This is a genomic window from Ensifer sp. GW101-20A05, from assembly GCF_059424735.1.
Genome location: NZ_JBWKZT010000003.1, coordinates 402,023 through 427,180, shown reverse-complemented (window position 1 = coordinate 427,180; position 25,158 = coordinate 402,023). Strand labels below are relative to the sequence as shown.

The 25,158-nt window shown below is 63.7% G+C and carries 23 protein-coding genes, 1 tRNA gene and 1 pseudogene; 14 read left to right on the top strand and 11 right to left on the bottom strand.

From position 1 onward, the window contains the following. Window positions 1-37: 37 nt before the first annotated feature. The 6 genes from AC070A_RS11295 to AC070A_RS11270 form a co-directional block, all read right to left on the bottom strand. A complete protein-coding gene (locus AC070A_RS11295) occupies window positions 38-730 on the bottom strand; it encodes an orotate phosphoribosyltransferase (RefSeq protein WP_057248074.1) in 693 nt (230 codons plus the stop codon). A gap of 125 nt (window positions 731-855) precedes the next feature. Beyond that, complete coding sequence (gene pyrC / locus AC070A_RS11290) at window positions 856-1,893, bottom strand: dihydroorotase (protein ID WP_057248073.1); 1,038 nt, start codon at window positions 1,891-1,893, stop codon at window positions 856-858. Between the two features lie 193 nt (window positions 1,894-2,086). Next, the gene (locus AC070A_RS11285; protein WP_057248072.1) at window positions 2,087-2,707 is read right to left on the bottom strand and encodes a nucleoside triphosphate hydrolase; all 621 of its coding nucleotides are present in this window, start codon (window positions 2,705-2,707) and stop codon (window positions 2,087-2,089) included. Next, on the bottom strand, window positions 2,704-3,486 hold the full coding sequence (locus AC070A_RS11280; protein WP_057248071.1) for an ATP-binding cassette domain-containing protein: 783 nt from the start codon (window positions 3,484-3,486) through the stop codon (window positions 2,704-2,706). Before AC070A_RS11280 ends, AC070A_RS11285 begins: the two co-directional genes overlap by 4 nt. Next, window positions 3,486-4,571 (bottom strand): ABC transporter permease, encoded by a 1,086-nt coding sequence (locus AC070A_RS11275; protein ID WP_057248070.1) that lies wholly within the window; start codon window positions 4,569-4,571, stop codon window positions 3,486-3,488. The genes AC070A_RS11280 and AC070A_RS11275 overlap by 1 nt, the downstream gene beginning before the upstream one ends. 197 nt (window positions 4,572-4,768) lie before the next feature. After that, window positions 4,769-5,794, bottom strand: coding sequence for a sugar ABC transporter substrate-binding protein (locus AC070A_RS11270; protein WP_057248256.1), 1,026 nt, complete (start codon window positions 5,792-5,794; stop codon window positions 4,769-4,771). Window positions 5,795-6,191: 397 nt separating this feature from the next. On the opposite strand from AC070A_RS11270, the gene AC070A_RS11265 reads away from it, so the two are divergent. Then, complete coding sequence (locus AC070A_RS11265; RefSeq protein ID WP_057248069.1) at window positions 6,192-7,424, top strand: ROK family transcriptional regulator; 1,233 nt, start codon at window positions 6,192-6,194, stop codon at window positions 7,422-7,424. Further along, entirely contained in the window at window positions 7,424-7,852 is a 429-nt protein-coding gene (locus AC070A_RS11260) for an RbsD/FucU family protein (protein ID WP_057248068.1), read from the top strand. The genes AC070A_RS11265 and AC070A_RS11260 overlap by 1 nt, the downstream gene beginning before the upstream one ends. 98 nt (window positions 7,853-7,950) lie before the next feature. Here the strand turns inward: AC070A_RS11260 and AC070A_RS11255 are convergent, their stop codons facing one another. Beyond that, window positions 7,951-8,373: a DoxX family protein gene (locus tag AC070A_RS11255; RefSeq protein ID WP_057248255.1), complete on the bottom strand. Its 423-nt coding sequence runs from the start codon at window positions 8,371-8,373 to the stop codon at window positions 7,951-7,953. Between the two features lie 261 nt (window positions 8,374-8,634). Between AC070A_RS11255 and AC070A_RS11250 the strand changes: the two genes are divergently transcribed. Both AC070A_RS11250 and AC070A_RS11245 read left to right on the top strand, forming a co-directional pair. Further along, a complete protein-coding gene (locus tag AC070A_RS11250; protein WP_058323618.1) occupies window positions 8,635-9,339 on the top strand; it encodes a Crp/Fnr family transcriptional regulator in 705 nt (234 codons plus the stop codon). A 5-nt stretch (window positions 9,340-9,344) separates the two neighbouring features. Next, on the top strand, window positions 9,345-11,207 hold the full coding sequence (locus AC070A_RS11245) for a CHASE2 domain-containing protein (RefSeq protein ID WP_057248066.1): 1,863 nt from the start codon (window positions 9,345-9,347) through the stop codon (window positions 11,205-11,207). Between the two features lie 61 nt (window positions 11,208-11,268). Here AC070A_RS11245 and AC070A_RS11240 read toward each other — a convergent pair whose 3' ends face one another. Further along, window positions 11,269-11,892 (bottom strand): FecR family protein, encoded by a 624-nt coding sequence (locus AC070A_RS11240; RefSeq protein ID WP_113479384.1) that lies wholly within the window; start codon window positions 11,890-11,892, stop codon window positions 11,269-11,271. A 214-nt stretch (window positions 11,893-12,106) separates the two neighbouring features. Here AC070A_RS11240 and AC070A_RS11235 point away from each other — a divergent pair. Both AC070A_RS11235 and AC070A_RS11230 read left to right on the top strand, forming a co-directional pair. Next, window positions 12,107-12,652, top strand: a pseudogene (locus tag AC070A_RS11235) (SEL1-like repeat protein); the annotation flags it as partial. After that, on the top strand, window positions 12,629-12,967 hold the full coding sequence (locus AC070A_RS11230) for a tetratricopeptide repeat protein (RefSeq protein WP_306341304.1): 339 nt from the start codon (window positions 12,629-12,631) through the stop codon (window positions 12,965-12,967). The pseudogene AC070A_RS11235 and the gene AC070A_RS11230, both read left to right, overlap by 24 nt. A gap of 133 nt (window positions 12,968-13,100) precedes the next feature. Here the strand turns inward: AC070A_RS11230 and AC070A_RS11225 are convergent, their stop codons facing one another. After that, on the bottom strand, window positions 13,101-14,135 hold the full coding sequence (locus AC070A_RS11225) for a proline racemase family protein (RefSeq protein WP_034797259.1): 1,035 nt from the start codon (window positions 14,133-14,135) through the stop codon (window positions 13,101-13,103). A gap of 198 nt (window positions 14,136-14,333) precedes the next feature. On the opposite strand from AC070A_RS11225, the gene spdA reads away from it, so the two are divergent. The 8 genes from spdA (at window position 14,334) to AC070A_RS11185 (ending at window position 23,036) form a co-directional block, all read left to right on the top strand. Beyond that, window positions 14,334-15,140: a 2', 3'cyclic nucleotide phosphodiesterase SpdA gene (gene spdA, locus AC070A_RS11220; RefSeq protein ID WP_110877912.1), complete on the top strand. Its 807-nt coding sequence runs from the start codon at window positions 14,334-14,336 to the stop codon at window positions 15,138-15,140. Window positions 15,141-15,180: 40 nt separating this feature from the next. Beyond that, entirely contained in the window at window positions 15,181-15,492 is a 312-nt protein-coding gene (locus AC070A_RS11215) for a YkgJ family cysteine cluster protein (protein ID WP_057248253.1), read from the top strand. Window positions 15,493-15,678: 186 nt separating this feature from the next. After that, complete coding sequence (gene putA / locus AC070A_RS11210) at window positions 15,679-19,386, top strand: trifunctional transcriptional regulator/proline dehydrogenase/L-glutamate gamma-semialdehyde dehydrogenase (RefSeq protein ID WP_113479366.1); 3,708 nt, start codon at window positions 15,679-15,681, stop codon at window positions 19,384-19,386. Window positions 19,387-19,739: 353 nt separating this feature from the next. Next, window positions 19,740-20,324 carry an IMPACT family protein gene (locus tag AC070A_RS11205; protein ID WP_058323621.1) on the top strand — a complete coding sequence of 195 codons (585 nt, stop codon included), beginning with the start codon at window positions 19,740-19,742 and terminating at the stop codon, window positions 20,322-20,324. Window positions 20,325-20,509: 185 nt separating this feature from the next. After that, entirely contained in the window at window positions 20,510-21,496 is a 987-nt protein-coding gene (locus tag AC070A_RS11200) for an aldo/keto reductase (RefSeq protein ID WP_113479363.1), read from the top strand. 40 nt (window positions 21,497-21,536) lie between these two features. After that, a complete protein-coding gene (locus AC070A_RS11195) occupies window positions 21,537-21,968 on the top strand; it encodes a DUF1810 domain-containing protein (protein ID WP_113479362.1) in 432 nt (143 codons plus the stop codon). A gap of 467 nt (window positions 21,969-22,435) precedes the next feature. Then, window positions 22,436-22,624 carry a hypothetical protein gene (locus AC070A_RS11190; RefSeq protein WP_492384469.1) on the top strand — a complete coding sequence of 63 codons (189 nt, stop codon included), beginning with the start codon at window positions 22,436-22,438 and terminating at the stop codon, window positions 22,622-22,624. Then, window positions 22,581-23,036 carry a hypothetical protein gene (locus tag AC070A_RS11185; RefSeq protein ID WP_057248060.1) on the top strand — a complete coding sequence of 152 codons (456 nt, stop codon included), beginning with the start codon at window positions 22,581-22,583 and terminating at the stop codon, window positions 23,034-23,036. The genes AC070A_RS11190 and AC070A_RS11185 overlap by 44 nt, the downstream gene beginning before the upstream one ends. Window positions 23,037-23,056: 20 nt before the next feature. Here the strand turns inward: AC070A_RS11185 and AC070A_RS11180 are convergent. Together AC070A_RS11180 and AC070A_RS11175 are read right to left on the bottom strand one after the other, a co-directional pair. Next, window positions 23,057-23,133 (bottom strand) — tRNA-Arg (locus tag AC070A_RS11180). A 251-nt stretch (window positions 23,134-23,384) separates the two neighbouring features. Then, window positions 23,385-24,866 (bottom strand): sensor histidine kinase, encoded by a 1,482-nt coding sequence (locus tag AC070A_RS11175; protein ID WP_113479361.1) that lies wholly within the window; start codon window positions 24,864-24,866, stop codon window positions 23,385-23,387. Between the last annotated feature and the right edge of the window lie 292 nt (window positions 24,867-25,158).

Genomic DNA, 25,158 nt, shown 5'->3' with positions numbered 1-25,158 from the left:
TTGCGAGGCCCCGGCATAGCCGGGGCCTCTTCAATCGTTAGGCCAGGGCGCTCACGCCGCCGTTGCGGCCGGACCAGGCGAGCGGCGCGTTGAGGAAGGCTTCGACTTCGCTCAGCGTCTTCTCGTCGAACAGCGCCTGCTCGCGGGCAACCGCAAGGACGTTGCGCCAGGTCGCGATCCAGTGCAGATCGACGCCCTTGCCCTTCATCTCGCCGACCGCTTCCGGGAAGATGTCGTAGTAGAAGAGCGCAATGCCGTGGTCGACGATGCCGCCGGCCGCACGAATGGCGTCGATGAACTTGAACATCGAACCGCCGGCCGTCGTCAGGTCCTCGATAACGAGCACGCGTGCGCCTTCCGGCATGTGCCCTTCGATCTGGGCGTTGCGGCCGTGGCCCTTCGGCGCCTTGCGGACATAGATCATCGGCAGGCCCAGGCGCTCGGCGAGCATGGCCGCGAAGGGAATGCCGGCCGTTTCGCCGCCGGCAACCACGTCGAATTTCTCGAAACCGGCCTGACGCAGGATCGTGGCTGCGGCAAAATCCATCACAGCCGAACGGATGCGCGGGTAGGAAATCAGCTTGCGGCAGTCGATATAGACGGGGCTCGCCATGCCGGACGACAGCTTGTAGGGCTCATCGGCACGGAAGTGTACAGCCTTGATCTCCCAGAGCATCTTGGCGACCAGCTCAGCCATAACGGCCTTGTCGGTGAACGCGTTGGAAAACATCAAACTCTCCTTCAAAACTCTACAGCGCCGCGCGTCTGTTCAGACGCGCAAAGGTCGCTGTAACATTTTTAACTGCTGCATAATTTTGTCCTTGGATCCATCCGATCCAAGGAATTATGCAGTGATCAGACGACGGCCCAGTGCAGCGGGAACATCGGATCGAAAACGGTGACCAGACCGGCGCCGGTCTCGATCTTCTTGGGATAGGTGACCGCTTCAGCCTGCTTGCGCAGCGTGATCGTTTCCTCGTTGACCGGCAGACCGTACCAGGTGGGGCCGTTCAGCGAGGCGAAGGCTTCGAGCTTGTCGAGTGCACCCTCCTCCTCGAACACATGCGCCAGGCAGCTCATGGTGTTGATCGAGGTGTAGATGCCGGCGCAGCCGCAGGCGCATTCCTTCAGCGGATCGACATGGGGGGCGGAGTCGGTGCCGAGGAAGAAGCGCTTGTCGCCGGAGACGGCGGCCGCGCGCAGCGCCAGACGGTGGTTCTCACGCTTGGCGACCGGCAGGCAGTAGTAGTGCGGCTTGATCCCGCCGACCAGGATCGCATTGCGGTTGATGATCAGGTGATGGGTGGTGATCGAGCCGGCAAGGTTTGCCTTCGACGCCTTGATGTAATCGATGCCGTCCTTGGTGGTGACGTGTTCCATCGTCACCTTCAGTTCCGGCAGCCGCTTGCGCAACGGATCGAGCACGGTCTCGATGAACACGGCTTCGCGGTCGAAGATGTCGACATCCGAGCTCGTGACCTCGCCATGGACGCAGAGCGGCAGGCCGACCTTCGCCATGCGCTCCAGCACCGGCATCGCTTCATCGATGTTGCGCACGCCGCTGTGCGAATTGGTCGTCGCGCCCGCCGGGTAAAGCTTGACCGCCTTGACGAGGCCGCTCCTGTGGCCGGCCTCGACGTCGTCAGGATTGGTGCCTGCGGTGAGATAGAGCGTCATCAGCGGCTCGAACCGGTCGCCCGCGGGAAGCGCGGCGAGGATGCGCTCGCGATAGGCGCTGGCGTCGGCGGTCGTCACGACCGGCGGCACCAGGTTGGGCATGATGATCGCGCGGGCGAAATGGCGGCTGGTATCGGCGATAACGCCTTTCAGCATGTCGCCGTCGCGCAGGTGAAGGTGCCAATCATCCGGCCGGCGGATAACGAGGTCTTGCATGGTCAGCGTTCTCCTAGCTCAGAACGGAATGCAGGCGGAAACCGCTTACACTCATCCCGCTCTGCTCGCGCCCGATCCGCGCGCGCGGCTTTGCAGCCGGCAGGTGCGGGTGGCGGGCGGTTACTCATGTGGTGGAACCGCGTCTCGATAACACCAATGCGCCAGGAAACACAATCCGCAATCCGACCATCGATCAGAAATCCGCAAGCACGAGATCTGCGCGTCGCTGGTGCTCGACGACGCGATGCGCGTTGGGGATGTCGTTGCCGTGGGCTTTCCGCTTCGCCGCCTCCTCCTCGTAACCGTGATCGTACCAGCGTTTCAAAAGACGCCGCTCCAGCTCCTCGATCCCCGGGTTGATAAAGATGGAGAAATCGAAGGCACCCGCGAGCTTGTTCCAGGGGGCCTCGTCGAGAAGCAGATAGTTGCCCTCCACGAGAACCATGCGTGTTTCGGGCGCAACGATCCGGGCCGAGGCGATCGCCAATTCCCGCGACCGGTCGAAAACCGGAACAAGCACCTCGCCGTCATTGGCGCGGACCGCCTGAACCGTCGACAGGAACGCCCTAACGTCAAACGTTTCCGGCGCGCCCTTGCGAGGGAGCAGGCCCTTTTCTTCCAGGACGGCATTGTCCATGTGGAAGCCGTCCATTGGCAGCACCGCCGCCTTTTCGCCGCGGGCGACCAGGGCCTCGGCGAGCGCGTCCGACAGCGTCGACTTGCCGGCACCCGGAGGGCCGGCAATGGCGACGACGAAACGGGCAGCACCAGCCGCCCGTTTCAGGATTTCGTTGGCGATCGGCTCGACGTTCATGCCGCGAGCGCTTCGCGCGGCGGCTCCTTCGCCCCGGTCATGAAGGCGACAGCATCCGACATCGTGTGCTCCTTCGGATTGATGACGCATAGCCGTTTGCCGAGACGATGGACATGGATTCTGTCAGCCACCTCGAACACATGCGGCATGTTGTGCGAGATCAGCACGATCGGCAGACCGCGGGAACGCACGTCGAGGATCAGCTCCAGCACCCGCCGGCTTTCCTTGACACCAAGTGCTGCCGTCGGCTCGTCCATGATCACCACCTTGGAGCCGAAGGCTGCGGCGCGCGCCACGGCCACACCCTGGCGCTGGCCGCCCGAAAGCGTTTCCACCGCCTGGTTGATGTTCTGGATGGTCATCAGACCGAGCTCGGACAGCTTTGCCCGTGCCCGCTTCTCCATCTCCCCACGGTCGAGCGTGCGGAAGAGCTTGCCCATGATGCCCGGCTTGCGAATCTCGCGGCCGAGAAACATGTTGTCGGCGATCGACAGCGCCGGCGACAGCGCCAGGTTCTGGTAGACCGTCTCGATGCCGGCCGAGCGTGCATCCATCGGCGAGCGGAAGTGGACTGGCTGGCCCTCGAGCATGATCTCACCCTCATCGGGCGTGACGGCGCCCGATATCGCCTTGATCATCGAGGACTTGCCGGCACCGTTGTCGCCGATCACGGCGAGGATCTCGCCGGGATAGAGGTCGAAGTCGGCATAGTCGAGGGCGGTCACGCGACCGTAGCGCTTGACGAGGCCGCGGGCTGTGAGAATGGGTTCCTGTGTCATCAGGCAGCTACCTTTCTGATCCACTGGTCGATGGCGACGGCGGTGATGATCAGCACGCCGGTGAGGAAGACCTTCCATTGCGGGTCAGCGCCCAGCATGTTGAGGCCCATGGAGACGACGCCGACGATCATCGCGCCGATCAGGGTTCCAAGGATCGACCCACGTCCGCCGAAGAGCGAGATGCCGCCGATCACGGCTGCTGTGATGGCCTGCAGATTGTAGTCGGTGACGGCTGCCGACGGCGAGATCGAACCATTGCGGCCGATCGAGACCCAGGCGGCGAGTGCGGCGATCAGCCCGGCCAGTGTATAGGCGCTGAGCAGGACGCGGCTGGTGCGGATACCGGAGAGCTTGGCCGCTTCCGGATCGTCGCCGACAGCGTAAAGATGACGCCCCCAGGCCGTGTGATTGAGCGCATACCAGAGGCCGAAGACCAGCAAGACCATCATCACCACACCGAGCGTGAACACAGCGGAGCCCACCTTGAAGCTGACACCGAAGACGTGGAGCATCTGGGTGACGGCCGTCACATCGGCCTCGCGGATCGTCGCATTGGCCGAATAGATGAAGTTCGTCGACATGATCACGTACCAGGTGCCGAGCGTGACGATGAACGGCGGAAGCTTGACCCTGGAGACGAGGAAGCCGTTGAGAAAGCCGCAGGCGCCGCCGACGACGAAGCCGAGGAAGATCGCGATCGGTGCCGGAAGCCCATAGGTCACGGCGCAGTTGCCCATGATGACCGCCGAAAGCACCATGATCACCCCGATCGAAAGATCGATACCGGCGGTCAGGATCACCAGGGTCTGCGCGGCGCCGAGGATACCGACGATGGCGATCTGCTGGAGGATGAGGGTCAGCGTGTAGGACGAGAAGAACTTCCCGCCGATGGCAATGCCGAAGATCAGAATTGCTGCGACAAGCACGATGAACGGCACGGCCGCCGGCGTCGAATGCAGGAAATGCTGGATCTTCTGGATCGCGGTCTTGTCATGCGTATCGAACGACGCGACCTGCGTCGAACTGTTGACCAGGACTTTTTCGAATTCCTGGGATGGTTGTGCGGCTGTGTTGGGCTCGCCCATGGACCTTCCTCCCGTGAACCCCGCTCCCAAGGGGTTGCGATGCAGTCGTGCACAGCCCGCCCACAAAGACGCGGGCATAAGCACTCTTAAGAAGCTGCGCGGTTTTCATCGCCGTGTCAAAGACATCGGCGCTTACGCGAAGGGCGGCCGGGGCCGCCCTTCCGTTAATGGCTCATGCGTTCGAAGAGCAAAGGCGATCAGCCCCAGCACTTCTCCGTGCCGACCTTGGTGTCGATCGACTCGACGCCGGCAGCCGGCTTGTCGGTGACGAGCGAAACGCCGGTGTCGAAGAAGTCCTTGCCTTCCGTCGGCTTCGGCTTTTCACCGGTATCGGCGAACTTCTTGATCGCCTCGATGCCGAGGGCCGCCATCATCAGCGGATATTGCTGCGAGGTGGCGCCGATGACACCTTCAGCGACCGACTTGACGCCCGGGCAACCGCCGTCGACCGAGACGATCAGCACGTCCTTCTCCTTGCCGACGGCCTTCAGCGCCTGATAGGCGCCAACGGCGGCCGGCTCGTTGATGGTGTGGATCACGTTGATGTCGGGATCCTTCTGCAGAAGGTTTTCCATCGCCTTGCGGCCACCTTCTTCGTTGCCGTTGGTGACGTCGTGGCCGACGATGCGCGGATCATCTTCGTCGCCGATCTTGTTCGGATCCTTCGTGTCGATGCCGAAGCCCATCATGAAGCCCTGGTCGCGCAGGACGTCGACCGTCGGCTGCGACGGAAGTAGATCGAGGAAGCCGATCTTGGCGGTCTTGGCACCCTCGCCCATGGTGGCGACGGCCCATTGGCCGATCAGCTTGCCGGCGAGCAGGTTGTCGGTTGCAAACGTCGCGTCGGCAGCGGTCGGCGGATCGAGCGGTGTATCGAGCGCGATCACGAGCAGACCAGCGTCCTGCGCCTTCTTCACCTGATCGACGATCGCCTTGGTGTCGGAGGCGGCGATCAGGATGCCCTTGGCGCCATCGGCGATGCAGGATTCGATTGCAGCCACCTGGCTGTCGTGGTCGCCGTCGATCTTGCCGGCATAGGCCTTCAGCGTCACGCCGAGTTCCTGCGCCTTGGCGGTAGCACCCTCCTTCATCTTGACGAAGAAGGGGTTGGTGTCGGTCTTGGTAATGAGGCAGGCGCCGACATCAGCAGCCTGTGCCGGCGCGGCGAAAACGACGCCAAGGGACAGCGCGCCGAAAGCAGCGGAAAGAACAGTCTTCTTCATGAAATCCTCCCAAGGATTGAAAATCGGGTCGGCGGACCGCCCCAGGCCACGCGACAGCAACATTTTCCTCCGTTGCAATCGACGCTTCCGAGACAAAAACAAACATTAAAATTCCGGGGTGTCAATAAATAAATCAAATTGAATTATTATTTCGATGTGGCATTCTTGGGATGACGACGCTCCGTCCGAGAAGCGGAGCGTCAGACAAATTGACAGAGTCACAGCAAGCGGAAACAACAGACCTGCGCCAAGCGGGCACCAGAGCGGAATGAGGAAAAGTGCATGCGGTTTTCCGCCTGATCCCGCTCCAGCTTTTGAGAAGCGATCACGTCTATGGTTTTGGGTCGATCCGACCCTGAACCATCGTGATCTAATGCCAACGGGAGGAGACGGTGGCATGTCACTGACAGACGGTCCTGATCGGGGACCGATGCAACCTGAGGTCATTGACCCTAGCGGCGGGGCCAACCAGACGCGCGTGCGCGCCTATAACGAGCGCCTGGTCATGTCGCTGGTCAGGCGTCACGGCGGCCTCTCCAAAGCCGATATCGCCCGGCGTTCCGGCCTTTCGGCGCAGACCGTATCGGTGATCATGCGGGCGCTGGAAAGCGACGGCCTGCTGGTCAAGGGCGATCCCGTTCGCGGCAAGGTTGGACAACCATCGACACCGATGCGGCTCAATCCGGACGCGGTCTTTTCCTTCGGCGTGAAAATCGGCCGGCGCAGCGCCGATCTCGTGCTGATGGATTTCGTCGGCACCATCCGGCTGCATCTGCATCATGTGCATGCCTATCCGCTGCCCGGCGATCTCGTCGATTTCATCATTTCCGGCATGGCGAAGCTCGAACAGCAACTCAACCCCGATCAGCGCAAGCGGATCGCCGGCATCGGCATCGCCACGCCCTTCGAACTGTGGAACTGGGCGGAGGAAGTGGGCGCGCCGCGGGAAGAAATGAACAAGTGGCGCGACATCGATCTGCAGGCGGCGATCTCGGCCCGCACCACCTATCCGGTCTTCCTGCAGAACGACGGCACCAGCGCCTGCGGCGCCGAGCTCGCCTTCGGCGTCGGCGCCATCTACCCGGACTTCGTCTATTTCTATATCGGCTCGTTCATCGGCGGCGGCGTCGTCCTGAACTCGGCGCTCTTCTCCGGGCGTACCGGAACGGCTGGCGCCATCGGCCCCCTGCCGGTCTCGGGCAAGGACGGCAGGACCATCCAGCTCCTCAAGATCGCCTCGGTCTTCGTGCTCGAAAATCTGCTGCGCGAACGCGGCATCGACCCGCGGCCGCTCTGGTACTCGGCTGACGACTGGATCGACTTCGGCGAACCGCTCGACATCTGGATCGACGACTGTGGCGCGGCGCTTGCCCAGGCTGTCGTGTCGGCCGTCTCGATCGTCGACTTCTCGGCCGTTGTCATCGACGGCGGCTTCCCACCCTGGGTCCGGGCCCGGTTGCTCGCCGCCACCCGCAGGGCGCTCTACGAGCTCGACCTCCAGGGCGTTACCATCCCTGAACTGGTGGAAGGCCTGGTTGGTAGCCACGCGCGCGCCATCGGCGGCGCCAGCCTGCCGCTCTTCTCCCGCTATCTGCTCGACACCAATGTCCTCTTCAAGGAGCTCGGCTGATGCTGAAAGGACTAAACCCGATCCTCAGTCCCGAGTTGCTCGCAACGCTCCGGGCGATGGGGCACGGCGATGAAATCGCGCTGGTCGACGGCAACTATCCGGGCCAGGAACATGCACGCCGTCTCGTCCGGCTCGACGGGCACCCGCTGATCCCGGTGCTCGACGCCATCCTCAGCGTTTTGCCAATCGACGATTTCGTGCCCGAAGCGATCTTCCGCGCCACCGTCAAACAGGACAGGGAGGCGCTGGACCCGGTGCATCAGGAGATCGTCGCGTGCTGCGCCCGGCACGAGCCCGGCCGCCGTGTCGTGCCCTTGCTCGGAGCGGATTTTTACCCGCGCGTAAGAGCCGCCCACACGGTCGTCCAGACGAGCGAGCCCAGGCTCTACGGCAACGTCATTCTGCGCAAGGGCGTGATTTATCCCTGAAATGCAAGAAGCCCGCCGAACGAGCGACGGGCTTGATGTTACTGCGGTAAACCAGAGTATGCCTTGTGCGTTGATCCCAACGCGCGGCATGTTCGGTCTCAGGCGCCGCGCTTGTCGACCGACAGAGCGCCGGGGCCGAAGACGGCGAGCACGAGGAAACCACCGGCGATCGCGATATTCTTCATCATCATCAGGCCGTTGAAGACGGTCAGCAGGCCGTTGGCTTCCGGCGGGAAGTTCGGGATGTTGATCGCTCCGCTGTGGAAGGCGAAAGCGGTGATAAGGCTGAACGCCGCAAGCAGATAGGCGGCAATCTTCGTCTGGAAGCCGACGAGAACGGCAAGACCGGCGACGAGTTCGAAGAGGCCGGCAAGGTAAGCGAGTGCGGTCGGTGCCGGCCAGCCAGCGCCGGTGATCATCTGGGCCGTGCCCGACGGATCCATCAGCTTGCTGAAACCGGACATGATGAACATGATAGAGAGGAGGACGCGTCCGATGAGGACGACAACATTCTGAGGCATGCGAGGCTCCTGTGAGAAACGGTTGTTGGCAACAGAAGTATCAGCATTTTGAAATTCATCTAGCCGCTCCGAGAGCGACAGATCGTTCAAGAAAATGAAACGACCAGCCGGCATCGTCAACCTCCGAGCTTGGCGCTTTCTGACTTATCCGCAGACAAACACGGAACTACATCGTCGGCACATCGTTCTTTTCTATTGCAAGGACGAGGCGGCTGGGCGAAGAATTTCGGCGCGGCAGGGGACGCCGCGCGGGGGCATGTCATGAACGAAATCAACAGGAGCCCGACTTTCTGGCGCTCGTTTCCGATCTTTGAAGAATTCGACAAGAATGCCATTGCCGAGCTTGCCGACATCGCGACCTACAGGAAGTGGCCGGCCGGCACCGTAATCTTCCAGCGTGGCGACGAAGGCAATTACATGATTGTCGTCATTTCCGGGCGCATCAAGCTGTCGCTGATCACGCCGCAAGGCCGGGAACTAATGCTGCGCCAGCACGAAGCCGGCGCGATCTTCGGCGAGATGGCGGTGCTCGATGGCCAGACGCGGTCGGCCGACGCAACGGCGATGACAGCGTCGGAAGGGTATGTCATCGGCAAGAAGTCGTTCCTCGATATCGTCACCAACCGGCCGGAAGCGGCCGAGGCCGTCATCCGCTTCCTCTGCGCCCAGCTGCGCGACACGACCGAGCGACTCGAGACCATCGCGCTCTATGATCTCAATGCCCGCGTCGCGCGCTTCTTCCTCGCCACGCTCCGCCAGATCCACGGCAACGAGCTGCCGGAAAGCGCCAATCTAAGGCTGACCATGAGCCAGACGGACATCGCCGGTGTGCTCGGCGCCAGCCGGCCGAAGGTCAACCGCGCCATCCAGTGGCTGGAGGAAAGCGGCGCGATCAGAAGAAACGAGGGCATCATCGCCTGCAAGGTCGGCCGCCTGCAAAGCATCGCCGATCCGGAGGAGGACTAGCGCGCATGGCCGCTGAGCCGCGCCGGCAATTGCGTTTCACTCCGCTTGCCGGCGGGTTCCTGACGAGCTTGCTGGTTGCCGTCGCCCTCTATCTCTTCGCCGAGCCGGTATTAGAAACGCAGCGCGAGCTGTTCTTCGACAGCCTGACACAGTGGATTCCCGCGCCGCAGTCGCCTGACATCATTGTGGTCGACATCGACCGCCAGGCCCATCAATCGCGCCCGTCAGGCGAATGGGACAGGACGGCAACCGCCGATCTTCTGTCGCGGCTTGCGACGGCCGGCGCCGAGGCCGTGGCGGTCGACTTCGTCTTCAGCGCCGATTGCAACACGACCGGCGACGGCAATGCGGCCCTCGCCTCCGCGCTTGGACGTGTCCCCGTCGTGCTCGGCTTTCTGATTGCCGATACGATCCAGGAGCGGCCGCGTCCGGTACCGCCGCTGGCACTGAGCCGCCCCTTCGCCCCGCCCGAACTCTGGTTCCTCGACGGCGCCGAAACCTCCTGTGCCGCGTTCATGGACCGGGCGAAGGCGGCCGCCGCTTCGTTTCTCGTTGGCGACGAGGACGCGCGGATCCGGCGGGTACAGGCCTATGCCATCCTCGGCAACGACGCCTATCCGACGCTGGCGATCGAGGCGACACGGCTGATGCGCGGCGCCGGCACGCCGATCCTCGGCGGCGCACCCGCCTGGTTGCGCATCGACGGACGGGTGATGGCGCTCGATGAAACCGGCAGCCTGCGCTTCGTCGCCAGTGCTGCGGACCGGCTCGCCGCCCGCACCGTTTCCGCCGCCGATGTGTTGTCCGGCAAGGCGGCGGCGGATCGCTTTGCAGGCAAACTCGTGCTCATCGGCAGCAGCCTGCCGAGCCTCGGGGGCTTACGGCCCAGCGCCTCGATGCCGCTCGAACCCTCGGTGCAGATCCACGCGGATATCGCCAACGCGGTCCTGACCGGCTTCATACCGAAGCGTGACAGCCGGCTTCCGCTCGCCGAGGCCGCCATGGCCCTCGTCGCCGGATGTGGTATCGCCTTCGCGGCCGCGCGCCTTCGGCCAATGATATCCGCGGCCCTTGGCCTTATCGCCGTCGGCGCCGTCGTCGCGGCAGCAGCGATCATCTATGACACCAGTGGCTGGCTTATCGATGCGATCAGCATTTCGGTCGCGCTCGCCCTCGTTCTGGCGGTGACGAGCATCCTGCAATTTGCTCGGGTGCGGCGATCCGAAGCGGCGGCACGGCAGAAATTTTCGCAATACCTGCCGCAATCGGTCGTCGCCCGCTATATCGACAATCCCGGGCTTACACGCGTGGCCGGCGAGGAACGCCAGGTGACGGCGCTCTTCACCGACATCGAGAGCTTTTCCTCCCTGTCGCAGAGACTGAAGCCGCGGGACCTCATTGCCTTGCTCGACATCTACTTTTCGGAGGTCAACGCGCTGGTGGCCGAGCACGGCGGCATGGTCGATAAGGTGGTGGGCGATGCCGTGCACGCCTTTTTCAACGCGCCCGAGGACCTGCCGGAACACGTCGACAGGGCGATCGCGTGTGCCAGAGCGATCCATGCATTGACGGAAGAGATGCGGGGACGCCCGCAGTTTGCCGCCAACAGCTTCGGCAGGACCCGGATCGGCGTCGAGACCGGACCGGCGGTGGTCGGCGAAGTCGGCGCCGGCGGCAAGCTCGACTACACCGCCCATGGCGACGCGATCAATCTGGCGGCGCGGCTTCAGGAGGCGAACAAGTTCCTAGGCACATCGATCTGCGTCGGGCCTGCTGCAGCGGCGGAAAGCAAGCAGCCGCTTCGCCCGCTCGGCAGCCACGAAATTCGCGGCTTCTCGACGATGGAGCTTTTCACGGTTTCGGAGTAAAGCGCCGCAAAGCCTGGGACACAATGCGCGGAGCGCGCTTTTCGTCGGGAGTAGCGACGGCTCAACGCGTTAGCCCGACGCTGGCATAGGCTTCCCTGATGCGCGGCTCACCCCAGTTGATGGGCTCGCTCGGGGCGTCACCGCGATGATGAAACTCCACCCCCTGCCCCGCAGCGACGATCCGGGTCACGCCGCCACGCGCGACCGAAACGCTCCCATGTTCGACGAAGACGGCAAATGCGGCCCGGCTCGGTCCGCAAAAGAACTTGGTGCCGCGCACGCCGATCATGCCGAAGGCCGTGCGGACCGCCACATCGACCTTGGGCAGGCCCTCGGGCCGATCGAACACCATGCGGCCCGTTCCGAGTTCGAGCGTACCACCCTGACCGGCGATGAAGCTGTCGACGAGCAGCTCGGTTTCGGCGCCGAGCAGCACGCGCGTATCGGTGCCGAGGTTCAAGGTCGCATAGCTCTCGACGTTCGTGCGCACGCTGTCGTTCTCGAAGAGCTGGCTACCGACCGTGAGCGGGTCGTCCTTTTTCGCCTGCTTCCGTCTAACGTCGCCGCGGACCTCCGTTGCCTCGCCAAGTGAAGGGCTTGCCCAGGAGGTGGCGACACCGCCGCCGGCCGCCGTCAGCAGCAGGCCGCCGACGACAACGCGTCGGCTCACCAGCATCTTGCGCATTGGCGCTGCCAGATCTTCCATTGCCCTCTCCCGTTTGAGCGTTGCGACCTTCGAGGATAGCCCCGGCGTTCCCGGATGCAAGCCGGCTCAAGGGCCCGGCTCTCTATGTCCCTCCGTCACTTCGCCAGAGCTTTCGCCACCAGGCTGTTCCCGCCGTAACAGCCCTCCGTGACGGTCGCCGATAAATTGATCCTGAAGACACGGGGAGAGCATCATGGAAAAGCGCAGCACATCCGGAACCCGCATCATCAATGCCCTCTTCCTGGCGATCGTCAGTCTGCTGGCAGTGGCCGCGATCGCCCTCCCGTCGGCACGCGCTGCCGATCTCTCCGCCGCCGAAGTCTGCGACCGCGAAGCGGGCAGCATCTTCGACCTGCAGCGCAACCAGACTTTCCCGGCCGTTTCCGCCGAAGACATCAGGATCGGCGTGGCGCTTTCGGCCTGCCGCGAGGCCTACAACCAGAAGAGCGGCGCCCGCACCGAATTTCAGCTCGCCCGCGTGCTCGACAAGGCTGGGCAGAAGACCCAGTCGCTGCGCATTCTCGGTGAAGCCGCCGAACATGGCCACGCGCTGGCGATGACCAACTATGCCGTTCTCGTCGGTGAACAGGGCGACACGGCAACCGAATTCGCGCTGAACCAGAAGGCCGCTGCTGCCGGCAACGTTCTCGCGGCCTACAATCTCGGCGTCTCCTACCGCGACGGCATGGGCACGCCGGTCAACGGCAAGCTGGCGATCGAATGGTTCGAACGGGCATCGCTCGCCGGCGACGACGTCGCCGCCTTCAACCTCGCGGTGATCCTGGACGAAGGCAAGCTGGTGCCGGAAGACAACGCCAAGGCTGCCAAGCTTTATCGCCTGGCCGCAGACCGCGGCAATGTCGATGCCATGGTCAATCTCGGCCTGATGCTCGAGAACGGTGAAGGCACCGCCAAGGATATCCCGGCCGCCCGTGCGATCTTCCGCAAGGCCGCCAACGAAGGTGACGCCTTCGCCGAACGCAAGCTCGCGGAACTTACCGGCAACGACGCCCTGCAGACGGCCATGCTCGGCAAGACCAGCCGCATCAAATAATCCAACACGCCTCCCAAGGGCCGCGCGGGCCGGAGATCATAGGGATCTTCGGCCCGCGTTTTCGTTTGGGCAATTCCAGAAACGGTGTGAAGCGACGATTCATTCGGAACTGCATGTTTCAAAGCAGGTCGGGTTAGCGAATTTCGCCCGCCTGCGGTCCCCAGGTATCGGTCAGCGCAAAGCCGTCGGCCAGCGGATCGAAGGGATCGAGCGCCACCTGGTGCAGGCCGAAGGTCCAGCCGCGGCCAGCAATCGTCGGGATGATCGCCTCGCGGCCGGCGACGGTCGTCACGCCTTCGAGGCCCACTTCGAACTCGGAGCCGATGATCGAGCGCGACTTCAGGACGTCGCCGACCTTGACCTTGCCGCGGGCGTGCAGCGTCGCGAGATTGGCCGAGCTGCCGGTGCCGCAAGGCGAGCGGTCGACGCGGCCCGGCCACATGGTCGTGCAGGTGCGGATCGTGCCGTCCGCCTCGACATCGCGGAACATGACGTAGGCGACGCCCTTGATTTCCGGGATCTCCGGATGGACGACGGGGATGGTGCGGTTGACGATATCCTTCAGGATCATGCCCGCTTCGACGATCTCGCGGGCGTTCGCCTTGTCGATCGTGGTGCCGATCTGGCCGACATCGACCAGCGCGTAGAAGATGCCGCCGTAGCAGAGGTCGAGCTTGATCTTGCCCCACTTCGGCGTGTCGACCTCGACGTCGAGCTCATGCACGAAGGACGGGACCATCGTCAGCTTCACCTTCTCGCACCGGCCGTCGCGGCAGGTCGCAGTGGCCTTGACGAGGCCGGAGGCCGTGTCGAGCATGACCACCGTTTCGGGCTCTTTCATTTCGATGATGCCGGATTCGAGCAGCGCCGTCGTGACGCAGATCGAGTTCGAGCCGGACATGGCATGCGCCTGGTCGGCCTGGAGGATGATGAAGCCGGCGTCTGCCTCCGGCCGCTTCGGCGGCACCAGCAGGTTGACCGAGCCGATCGAACCGGAGCGCGGCTCCAGGCACAGGAACCGGCGCAGGCTGTCATCGACCGTGTTGATGTGGTTGAGCTGCTCGGCGATCGAGTTTCCCGGGATCTTCGGCACGCCGCCGATCGCGACCTTGCCGATCTCACCCTCGCAATGAACGTCCAGCAGCTGGATTGTGCGCTTCCACCGCATGCCGTTTCTCCAATTCGCTTGCCGTCGCCCTAGCGGCGATCATAGCTGATATATCAGATGCGTTTGCATTAGCGCTTTCCTAGGCCCGCCGCAAGAAGAACCGCCGAGCTCCGAGAGAGTCGCCCCAAAGTTGCCGCTTGACGCGTCATACGCCGCGCGACAGCTTGGGCCACCCGCGACGCAACCTTCTGGATCTCCATGACAAAGCTGATCATCTTTACCGACCTACACATGGTGCCCGAAGGCACGACGATCATCGGGCTCGATCCCTACCAGCGCCTGGCCAATGGCATCGAACACGTCAACCGTTACCATGCGGACGCCGACCGGGTGATTTTCACCGGCGACCTCACCCACTACGCCGATCGCGTTTCCTACGAACGGCTGAAGCGGCTCATCGATCAGCTCACGCCGCCGGTCGCCATCACCATCGGCAACCACGACCGGCGCGAGGTTTTTCTCGATACCTTCCCGGACGCGGTGGCGGACGAGAACGGTTTCGTACAGCAGGCGATCGATTTCCCGGACTGCCGTGCCATCCTGCTCGATACGCTCTTTGCCCCGCCCTATGATTATCCCACCAGCCATGTCGGCATGCTCTGTGCCAAACGTCTTGCCTGGCTCGACCGGCAGCTTGCCGAGGCCGGCGACAAACCGGCGCTGCTGTTCATGCATCATCCGCCACACAGAACGGGCTTTACCGGCATGGACATGATCCGGCTCGCCAACGAGACGGAGTTCTACGCGCTCGTCAAACGACACGGCAACGTGCGGCATATCTTTGCCGGCCACGTGCACCGCACGATCAGCGGCTCCAGCCGCGGCATTCCGTTCTCGATCTTCAAGAGCCCCGTGCACCAGCAGCCGATGCCCTTCGACACACCCGATACGTCTCTGTCTGTCGACGAGCCGGCGGCCTACGGCATCGCCGTCGTGACCGACGATGGCGTGCTGGTGCATACGGAAGACTACGAGATTGCCCGCCGGGACGCGACCATCGCGTGAGGGCCATTTCGGACCGCGGACCTTCATGCTAGTTTGGCGCATGACCCATTCCGCTTCCGACGACATCTTCGATTGCCAGAGCTGCGGCGCGTGCTGCGCCTATTCGGCCGACTGGCCGCGCTTCTCGCTGGAGACGGACGAGGAGCTCGACCTGATCCCGGCGGAATATGTGTCGGCCGATCTCGGCGGCATGCGCTGCGAGGACGATCGTTGCTCCGCACTCGGCGGCAAGCTCGGCGAACACGTCGGTTGCAAGATCTATGCGATCAGGCCAATCGTCTGCCGCACCTGCATGCCCGGCGACGACGAGTGCCTGATGGCCCGCGAGAAGCATTTCGGCAAGGCGGCCTGATCTCTGATCATCCGGTGGTATCGCGAACAATCCGCATTGTCTCCGGTCATGTTCGGCCGTAGCGGTGAAACATTCCGCAAAAGACAAAAAATGCCGGATGGATGTACGGCGAAAGGAAGCGTATTTTCCGCCCACGATCGGGGGCGCGCCGCGCCCTCCAAACCGCTTCCCGGAGGATAGCGCTCGATGAGCCAGACACCGCTTCAAAAGACCACGACCGAAACCGGCGCGCCGCAGGCTCCCTTCGCCGATTTCGCCCCGCCGGTGCGGCCGCAGAGCACGCTGCGCCAGGCAATCACTGCCGCCTACCGCCGCCCGGAAACGGAAGCGCTGCCGGCGCTGATCGAAGCCGCAACGCTTGACGCCGCGACCCGCGCGGCAGCGGCCAAGACCGCACGCAAGCTGATCGAGGCACTGCGCGCCAAGCACAAGGGTTCGGGCGTCGAGGGTCTGGTGCAGGAGTATTCGCTGTCGAGCCAGGAAGGCGTGGCGCTGATGTGCCTTGCCGAAGCGCTGCTGCGCATTCCTGATACCGCAACGCGCGACGCGCTGATCCGCGACAAGATCTCCGACGGCGACTGGAAGTCGCATATCGGCGGCGGCCGCTCGCTGTTCGTCAACGCCGCCACCTGGGGTCTCGTCGTCACCGGCAAGCTCACCGCCACCGTGAACGACCGCAGCCTTTCGGCCGCTCTGACCCGTCTCATCGCCCGTTGCGGCGAGCCGGTCATCCGCCGCGGCGTCGACATGGCGATGCGCATGATGGGCGAACAGTTCGTGACCGGCGAGACCATCGACGAGGCGCTGCGCCGTTCGCGCGCGCTCGAACAGAAGGGCTTCCGCTATTCCTACGACATGCTCGGCGAAGCGGCGACGACGGCTGCCGACGCGGAGCGCTACTACCGCGACTACGAGACGGCGATCCATGCCATCGGCAAGGCGTCCGCCGGCCGCGGCATCTATGAAGGCCCCGGCATCTCGATCAAGCTTTCGGCGCTGCACCCGCGCTACGCCCGTTCGCAGGCCTTGCGCGTCATGGAAGAGCTGCTGCCGAAGGTGAAGGCGCTCGCTCTCATCGCCAAGAAATACGACATCGGCCTCAACATCGACGCCGAGGAAGCCGATCGCCTCGAACTCTCGCTCGACCTGCTAGAAGAACTCTGCCTCGACAAGGACCTCGCCGGCTGGGCCGGCATGGGCTTCGTCGTCCAGGCCTACGGTAAGCGCTGCCCCTACGTGCTCGATTTCATCATCGATCTTGCCCGCCGCGCCGAACGCCGCGTCATGGTTCGCCTCGTCAAGGGCGCCTATTGGGACGCCGAGATCAAGCGCGCCCAGCTCGACGGTCTCGAAGATTTCCCGGTCTATACCCGCAAGATCTACACCGACGTCTCCTACATCGCCTGCGCCAAGAAGCTGCTGGCCGCGACCGACGTGATCTTCCCGCAGTTTGCGACGCACAACGCCCAATCGCTTGCGACCATCTACGAAATGGCCGGCAAGGACTTCAAGGTCGGAAAATACGAGTTCCAGTGCCTGCACGGCATGGGCGAGCCGCTCTATGACGAAGTGGTCGGCAAAGGCAACCTCGACCGTCCCTGCCGCATCTACGCCCCGGTCGGCACGCATGAGACGCTGCTTGCCTATCTCGTTCGCCGACTGCTCGAAAACGGTGCGAACTCCTCCTTCGTCAACCGCATCGCCGATCCGAAGGTTTCGGTCGACGAACTGACCGCCGACCCGGTCGAGATCGTCCGCGCCATGCCCATCGTCGGCGCGCCGCATGACCAGATCGCTCTGCCCGACAATCTCTTCGGCGAAACGCGCCGCAACTCGGCCGGTCTCGATCTCTCAAACGAAGCGGGCCTCACCTCGCTGACCGCCGCGCTGCAGGCGAGTGCAACCGTCGACTGGAAGGCCGTTCCGCAGCTGGCAACCGGCACTGCCTCGGGCGAAACGCGGGCCGTCGTCAACCCCGGCGATCACCGCGACGTGGTCGGCTCGGTCACCGAGGCTTCGGAAGCCGATGCCCGTCAGGCCGCGACCCTTGCCGCCAAGGCCGCCGCAAGCTGGGCCGCCGTCTCGCCGGCCGAACGTGCTTCTTGCCTGGTGCGCGCCGCCGATCTGATGCAGGCACGCATGCCGACGCTGCTCGGCCTGATTGCCCGCGAAGCCGGCAAGTCTCTGCCGAACGCCATTGCCGAAGTACGCGAAGCGATCGACTTCCTGCGTTACTACGCCGAACAGACGCGCCGCACGCTCGGCCCGGCCCACAAGGCGCTTGGACCCATCGTCTGCATCAGCCCGTGGAACTTCCCGCTGGCGATCTTCGCCGGCCAGATTGCCGCGGCCCTCGTTGCCGGCAACCCGGTGCTGGCAAAGCCGGCCGAGGAAACGCCGCTGATTGCCGCTGAAGGCGTGCGCATCCTGCACGAGGCCGGCATCCCCGCCGACGCCCTGCAGTTGCTCCCCGGCGACGGCCGTATCGGCGCGGCCCTGGTGGCTGCACCGGAAATCGCCGGCGTCATGTTCACCGGCTCGACCGAAGTCGCGCGCCTGATCCAGGCGCAGCTTGCCGACCGGCTTTCGCCCGCCGGCCGACCGATCCCGCTGATCGCCGAGACCGGCGGCCAGAACGCCATGATCGTCGACAGCTCGGCACTTGCCGAACAGGTCGTCGGCGATGTCATCGCCTCGGCTTTCGACAGCGCCGGCCAGCGCTGCTCGGCGCTGCGTGTTCTCTGCCTGCAGGAAGACGTCGCCGACCGCACGCTTTCGATGCTGAAGGGTGCGCTGCACGAGCTGAAGATCGGCCGCACGGACCGGCTCTCGGTCGATGTCGGCCCGGTCATCACCGCCGAAGCCAAGGGCATCATCGAGAAGCATATCGACGCGATGCACGGTCTCGGCCGCAAGGTCGAGCAGATCGGCCTTGCCTCCGGAACCGAAGAGGGCACCTTCGTGCCACCGACGATCATCGAGCTCGACAAGCTCTCCGACCTCAAGCGCGAAGTCTTCGGTCCGGTGCTGCACGTCATCCGTTACCGCCGCGACGATCTCGACCAGCTGATCGACGACATCAACGCCACCGGCTACGGCCTGACCTTCGGCCTGCACACGCGCCTCGACGAGACGATCGCGCATGTGACCGCACGGGTGAAGGCGGGCAATCTCTATGTCAACCGCAACGTCATCGGCGCTGTCGTCGGCGTTCAGCCCTTCGGCGGACGCGGCCTCTCCGGCACCGGCCCGAAGGCCGGCGGCCCGCTCTATCTCGGCCGTCTCGTCGCCACCGCACCGGTTCCGCCACAGCACAGCTCGGTTCACACCGATCCGGCGCTGCTCGACTTTGCCAAGTGGCTCGACGGCAAGGGTGCCAAGACTGAGGCAGAAGCTGCCCGCACCGCCGGCAGCAACTCGGCCCTCGGCCTGCTTTCGGAGCTTCCGGGCCCGGTCGGCGAACGCAACCTCTACGCGCTGCACCCGCGCGGCCGCGTCCTGCTGGTTCCGGCGACGGAAACCGGTCTCTACCACCAGCTGGGTGCTGCGCTTGCGACCGGCAACACCGTGGTCGTCGACGCCGCTTCCGGCCTCCAGGCCTCGTTGAAGGATCTGCCGGCGAGCGTTTCCGTCCGGCTTTCCTGGTCGAAGGACTGGGCGGCCGACGGCCCGTTCGCTGGTGCACTCGTCGAAGGCGACGGCGAACGCGTGCGCGAGGTCAGCAAGGCGATCGCCGGCCTGCCGGGTCCGCTGGTCCTCGTCCAGGCGGCATCGACCGAGGAGATCAGCAGGAACCCCGACGCCTATTGCCTCAACTGGCTGCTCGAGGAAGTCTCGACCTCGATCAACACGGCGGCCGCCGGCGGCAATGCCAGCCTGATGGCGATCGGCTGATCGTCACTCGTCCTCACCGACAAGAATGCCTCTCCCGAACGCGGGGGAGGCAATGAAGGGGCTGGGGCTTCACCCGGTCGTCGTGGCGCTGCCCTCTCCTCTTCATCTCTGTGCTTGTCACAGAGATCCAGCTGCGCCGCGTCGGCGGCGCGAAAGAACCTTTCAAGGCGACACTGCAGACGGTGTCTTCTCACGCCGCAGACGCGCCGTGACTGGATTTCTGTGACAAGCACAGAAATGAAGGCCGGAAACGTTCGGACCCGCTCCGATACTCAAGCCCTGGGCCGCGCCCCAAACCGTGGTGGCGCCCTTGCCCGCAATCCGTTATCAGCGTTTCAGAAACGGAAGCGGCCATGTTCACCCTCAAGCGCATCGAAACGGCAACCCAGGACGTCAAGAAGAGCCGGTTTCTGGCGATTGCCGCACCCATTGCCGACGAACAGGCGGCGAAGGATTTCCTGAGCGCCCATTCCGATCCCACGGCGAACCACAATTGCTGGGCCTGGCGCGTCGGCCAGGCCTATCGCTTCAGCGACGATGGCGAGCCGAGTGGCACGGCTGGCAAGCCTATTCTCGCCGCGATTGACGGCCAGGAACTCGACCGGATTGCCGTGGTGGTCACCCGCTGGTTCGGCGGTATCCTGCTTGGCAGCGGTGGCCTGGTGCGCGCCTATGGCGGCACGGCGGCGCTCTGCCTCAGGGCTGCGGAAAAGATCGAGATGATCGAAACCGTGCGCGCGACAGTCGCCGTCGACTTTTCCGATATGGCGCTGGTCAAGGCGCGGCTCCTCGCCCGCGACGTGACCATTGCCGGCGAGAGCTTCACGGAGAAGGGCACGGTCCTGATCGTGGACCTGCGCAAGGATGAAGCGGAGACGATCCTTTCCATGGTCGTCGATCTCAGCCGCGGCAAGGCGGTGGTCTCTCTCGACGACTAGCTCCCGGCGCGCCCACGCCCCAAGCGATCAGCTTCCGCCCGAAAACGCGTTCTCAGGCAGCCTGTCGAGAAAAGTGTGCGCGGTTTCCCGCTCTCTATCTCGCTCTAATTTACTCGATCAGACCGGTCATAATAGAAGCGCTCCACACAGCCTATGATCGACGACGCAACACAGGAGACAGCACCATGAAAACGAGAGTTCTTGGCAAGACCGGCGCAACCATTTCCGAGATCGGCTTCGGCGCCTGGCAGATCGGAGGCTCCTGGGGCGATGTCAGCGAGGCAGACGGCAAGCGTGCACTCAATGCCGCACTTGATGCCGGCGTCACCTTCGTTGATACGGCCGACGTCTATGGCGATGGCCGGTCCGAAAAGATCATCGCGGCAGTGTTGAAGGAGCGCGGCGGCGACAGGCCCTTCGTTGCAACCAAGGCCGGCCGCCGGCTCAACCCGCATGTGACCGAAGGCTACACGGGCGAGAACATCGAGGCCTTCATCGACCGCAGCCTCGCCAATCTCGGCGTCGAGACGCTCGATCTCGTACAGCTGCACTGCCCGCCGACCGAGGTCTACTATCGTCCGGAGCTGTTCGGTGCGCTGGACCGGCTCGTCGCCAAGGGCAAGATCCGGCACTACGGCGTGTCGGTCGAAAAGGTCGAGGAAGCGCTGAAGGCGATCGAATATCCCGGCGTTGCGACCGTGCAGATCATCTACAACATCTTCCGCCAGCGCCCGCACGACCTGTTCTTCACGGAAGCTCAGAAGAAGAATGTCGGCGTCATCGTACGCGTGCCGCTCGCCTCCGGCCTGCTTTCCGGCAAGATCACCCGGGAAACCGCCTTTGCCGCTGACGATCACCGCAACTTCAACCGGCACGGCGAAGCCTTCGACGTCGGCGAGACCTTTGCCGGTGTGCCGTTCGAAGCGGCGCTGGAAGCCGTCGAGCAACTTCGTCCGCTGGTGCCCGAAGGCGTGCCGATGGCACAGTTCGCGCTCAGCTGGATCCTCGAGCAGCAGGGGGTCTCGGTGGTCATCCCCGGCGCCCGCAACGAGGCGCAGGCAAAATCCAACGCGGCCGCCAGCGCGCTTGCAGCCATCGACGAGCAGACCAAGGCGGCCATCACCGCAGTTTACGAGCGGCTGGTGAAGGTTCATGTTCATCATCGCTGGTAACTGACGCCACCGCCGCAGGCGTGGAGAAGGAGACGCGGCAATGCCTGATCCCTTCGAGCTCAAACGTTTCGTCGAAGCCCAGGACCGTGTCTATGCCGCGGTTCTGGACGAACTCGGCCACGGCCGCAAACGGACACATTGGATGTGGTTCGTCTTCCCGCAGATCGCCGGCCTCGGGCACTCGCCGATGGCAGAGCGCTACGCGATCTCCGGGCTCGACGAAGCGCGGGCCTATCTCGCCCATGCGCTGCTGGGGTTGCGGCTTCGGCAATGCACCGAACTGGTCAATGCGGTTTCAGGGAAATCGGCACACGACATATTCTCCAGCCCCGACGACGTGAAGTTCCGGTCATCGATGACCTTGTTTGCCGAGGCCGACGAGGGCGGGCACCTGTTCAAACAGGCGCTTGAGCACTATTTCGGGGGAGAGAAGGATCGGCGCACTCTGGACATACTGGCGCACCTTCGGTGACGCTAACGCTCGCGGAACGTCGTTTGGTTCCGTCAGAGATTGGGCGTCGAGTTAACCAGGAAGAACAGGATCGTGAAGGCACATATCGAAAGGCCAGCTACGATCACCAGCAGTTCTTTCATCATATAGCGATACATCCGGCACCTCCTTTCCTTCAGTGGCCGCAATATCTTCCTGAATATAGGAAGTCATTGGGCCAATTCTCAGACACAGGCGTCAAAAGTTCGTGAAGGCGCTTCCGCCTTTTTGTGATCCGGAGTCACTATCCCCCAAAGGCTCCGAGACGGGTTCGGCGCCTCCACGACCTCTAGAAATTACATTATACTAATATATATTCCTTGTCACGTAACCACTTCGGAGCATTGAACAATTACCCCACGCTCTGTGCGGCGAATATGTCGCAGTATCAAAAATCGTCGTGACTGTGGGCAAGGCCCCTACCCCTCGAAGTGGACGGTCATCCGCAAATGACGATGCTCGTCGACGAGCAACGTCTCATGCGCGAAGTCGGTACCGACCTCGTCGTCGGCTCCGCACCGCCCGAGAAGGCAGGCTCCGCCTCGCCCATGACCGAAACCGTGCAGGAATCTCGGCATTTCGCTCGGCATCGCCGTGCTCGGCAGCATCTCGACTGCGATCTATCGCCATTCGATTGATCTCAGCACACCCGATGACCTCGGGGACGCGGCCCGCGAGGCAGTCAGCGACAGTCTGTGGGGCCCGCGGGCGGTGCGGGCGGAACTGCCGGCGGGCCTCATCGAGAATGCCCGGGCGGCCTTTACGACAGGCTTCAACAGCGCGGCCATCCTCAGCGCGATCGCCGTGACCATCCTTGCGGTCCTCGTAGCGGTGGCGCTGCGTCATATCGAGAAACTCGGGCCGCCATCCGAGCGAGCGGGATCGCTCGGCCGTTCGCGCACCGCCGCCAAAGCAATCGGCTCGCAACCAAGCGTGGCCGAACGGCTGCGCGACCGACAGCTGCGCCAACGTCGCACAGCGCCGCGCTTGACTGAAAGGATGGCCCCAAAACGCAAAAATCCCCGTACAAACGACGGGGATCTGGACTAGCCTAAGCTATTGAAGAAGAATGGCGCACCCGAAGAGATTCGAACTCCTGACCCCCAGATTCGTAGTCTGGTGCTCTATCCAGCTGAGCTACGGGTGCTTGCCTGAAGCGGTCGAACCGCTTGCGTGAGCGGTTCTCTAAAGGGTCCTTTCGGGGATTGCAAGCGCCGTTCGGCAAAAAAATTTCATTTTTACGACGATGCCCCGACTTGCTGTGGACAGTCGCTACGACTGCGGTGCAGCAATGCCCTGAAAAGCAGGGTGTTGCGCCGCGGAAGCGGCCCCGGAAAAATTTGTTGGAGGCGCCAGCCTTAGCGGCTACCCGCCTCATGGGGCGGGAATTGCCGTGCGCTAGTGGCGAAACTTCGAGCGGAATGCGTCGAGCGGCACCGGCCGGTCGGGCAGTTCGATGCGGAAGAGCGTGCCGGGCGTCGGCTTTTCGACAAGCGCGATCGTGCCGCCATGGGCAAGCACCAGCTCGCGCGCGATCGCGAGACCAAGTCCGGTGCCACCGGAGCGGGCCGAGCCGCGGAAAGCGGCGAACAGGTTTTCCCGCGCCTTCGGCGGCATGCCGGGGCCGGTATCGTCGACGGAGATGGTGACGACGCTGCCGATGCGCATGGCCGACACCGTGACAAGCCGCGGACGGCCGTCCTCCGGCTCATGGTTGGTCAGGGCCTGGACGGCATTGCGGCAGATATTGTGCACCACCCGGAAGAGCTGCTCGCTGTCCGCATCGACCTCGATGTCGTCCTGCATCTGGATCTGGAAATCGATGCCCGCCTGGGGATCGATCGCCAGCAGTTCGGCGACATCGGAAACAAGCGGCTTCAACGCCACGAAGCGGCGATGCGGCTCGGCCTCGGTGGTGCGGCCATAGGAGAGGACCTCGCGCGTATAGCCGACAGCCCGGTCGATGGTGCGCAGCAGGGTCGGGGCGAAACGCTTGACCACGGGATCATCCACGTCGGCCAAGCGGTCGGAGATCAGTTGTGCCGAAGACAGAATATTGCGCAGGTCGTGGTTGATCTTCGACACGGCAAGGCCAAGCTCGGCAAGGCTCTTCTGCTGCTTCAGCGTCTTCTGCAACTCGCGCTGCATGCTGGCGAGATGCTGGCCGGCGACGGCAAGCTCATCTCGCCCCTCCGGCGGCACGAGCACCCGACCCGGATCGGCCGGATCGTCCGAGAATTCCTGCATGCTCGCCGTCATCCGCCGGATCGGCGTGATCAGCATGCGGTTGATGGCGAGGAAGATCAGCGCCGCCGTGATCAGCGAAATGATAAGCGACAGGACAAAGACGTTGCGCGAATAGACGAGCATCGCCTTGCGCAGGCTCGCATCCTTCATCAGGAGCTCGATCGTCGCGTCGCTTTCGCCGAGCGGCCCGTAGACACGGATCACACGATCGCCGCCGAAGAGCAGGGTATCGAAGGCATCGCGGATCGCTGCAAAGGCCGTGGAATTGGCGACGTCGTATTCGCCTTCGATCTCAAGGGGCATGTCGGTGAGCGCGATCATGCGCGACGCATCCTTGCGGCGGATGACGATCGCCTTGGTGCCGGTCGCCATCAGCGTGTCCTTCTGCACGCTGCGCGGCAGCTCGACATTCTGCAAGCCGTCGACAACGACGGCAGCGGCTGCAGCCGTGTTCAGCCGATCCTCAAGCCAACGAATGCGCATGGTGGCGACAGACGGCGCGAAGATCAGCACCTCCGCCAGCATGACGAAGACGATCGTCAGCAGGAGCAGCTTGCCGGAAAGGCCCCGGAAGAACCCCGCACTCGTCTTCAGTGGCTCACTTGCCGTTGCCGGACGCGTCTCTTCCGCCATGCCTTACAAACTTCCCTGCCCGTCAACCAAAACGCCCGAGAGCCCGCACACGTGCCCGAGCCAATCGGCTTCGCGCCAAGGGTCCATAATAGGAGATGGCCGTCTGTTTTCCAATCTCGGAGCGGCCGGGCGGGGTGCGACATAGGCGCGGACATCATTCAGTGTCGCGCCGTTGGCAATTGCAAAGGACCACATCCCGCTTATCTCCCTCCCCTCGCATCGCCGAAGCGAAATCTTCGGCGCGCTGCCGCCTCGGTCTGGCCTACCTGCACAGAATCCGGATCGGTGTAAG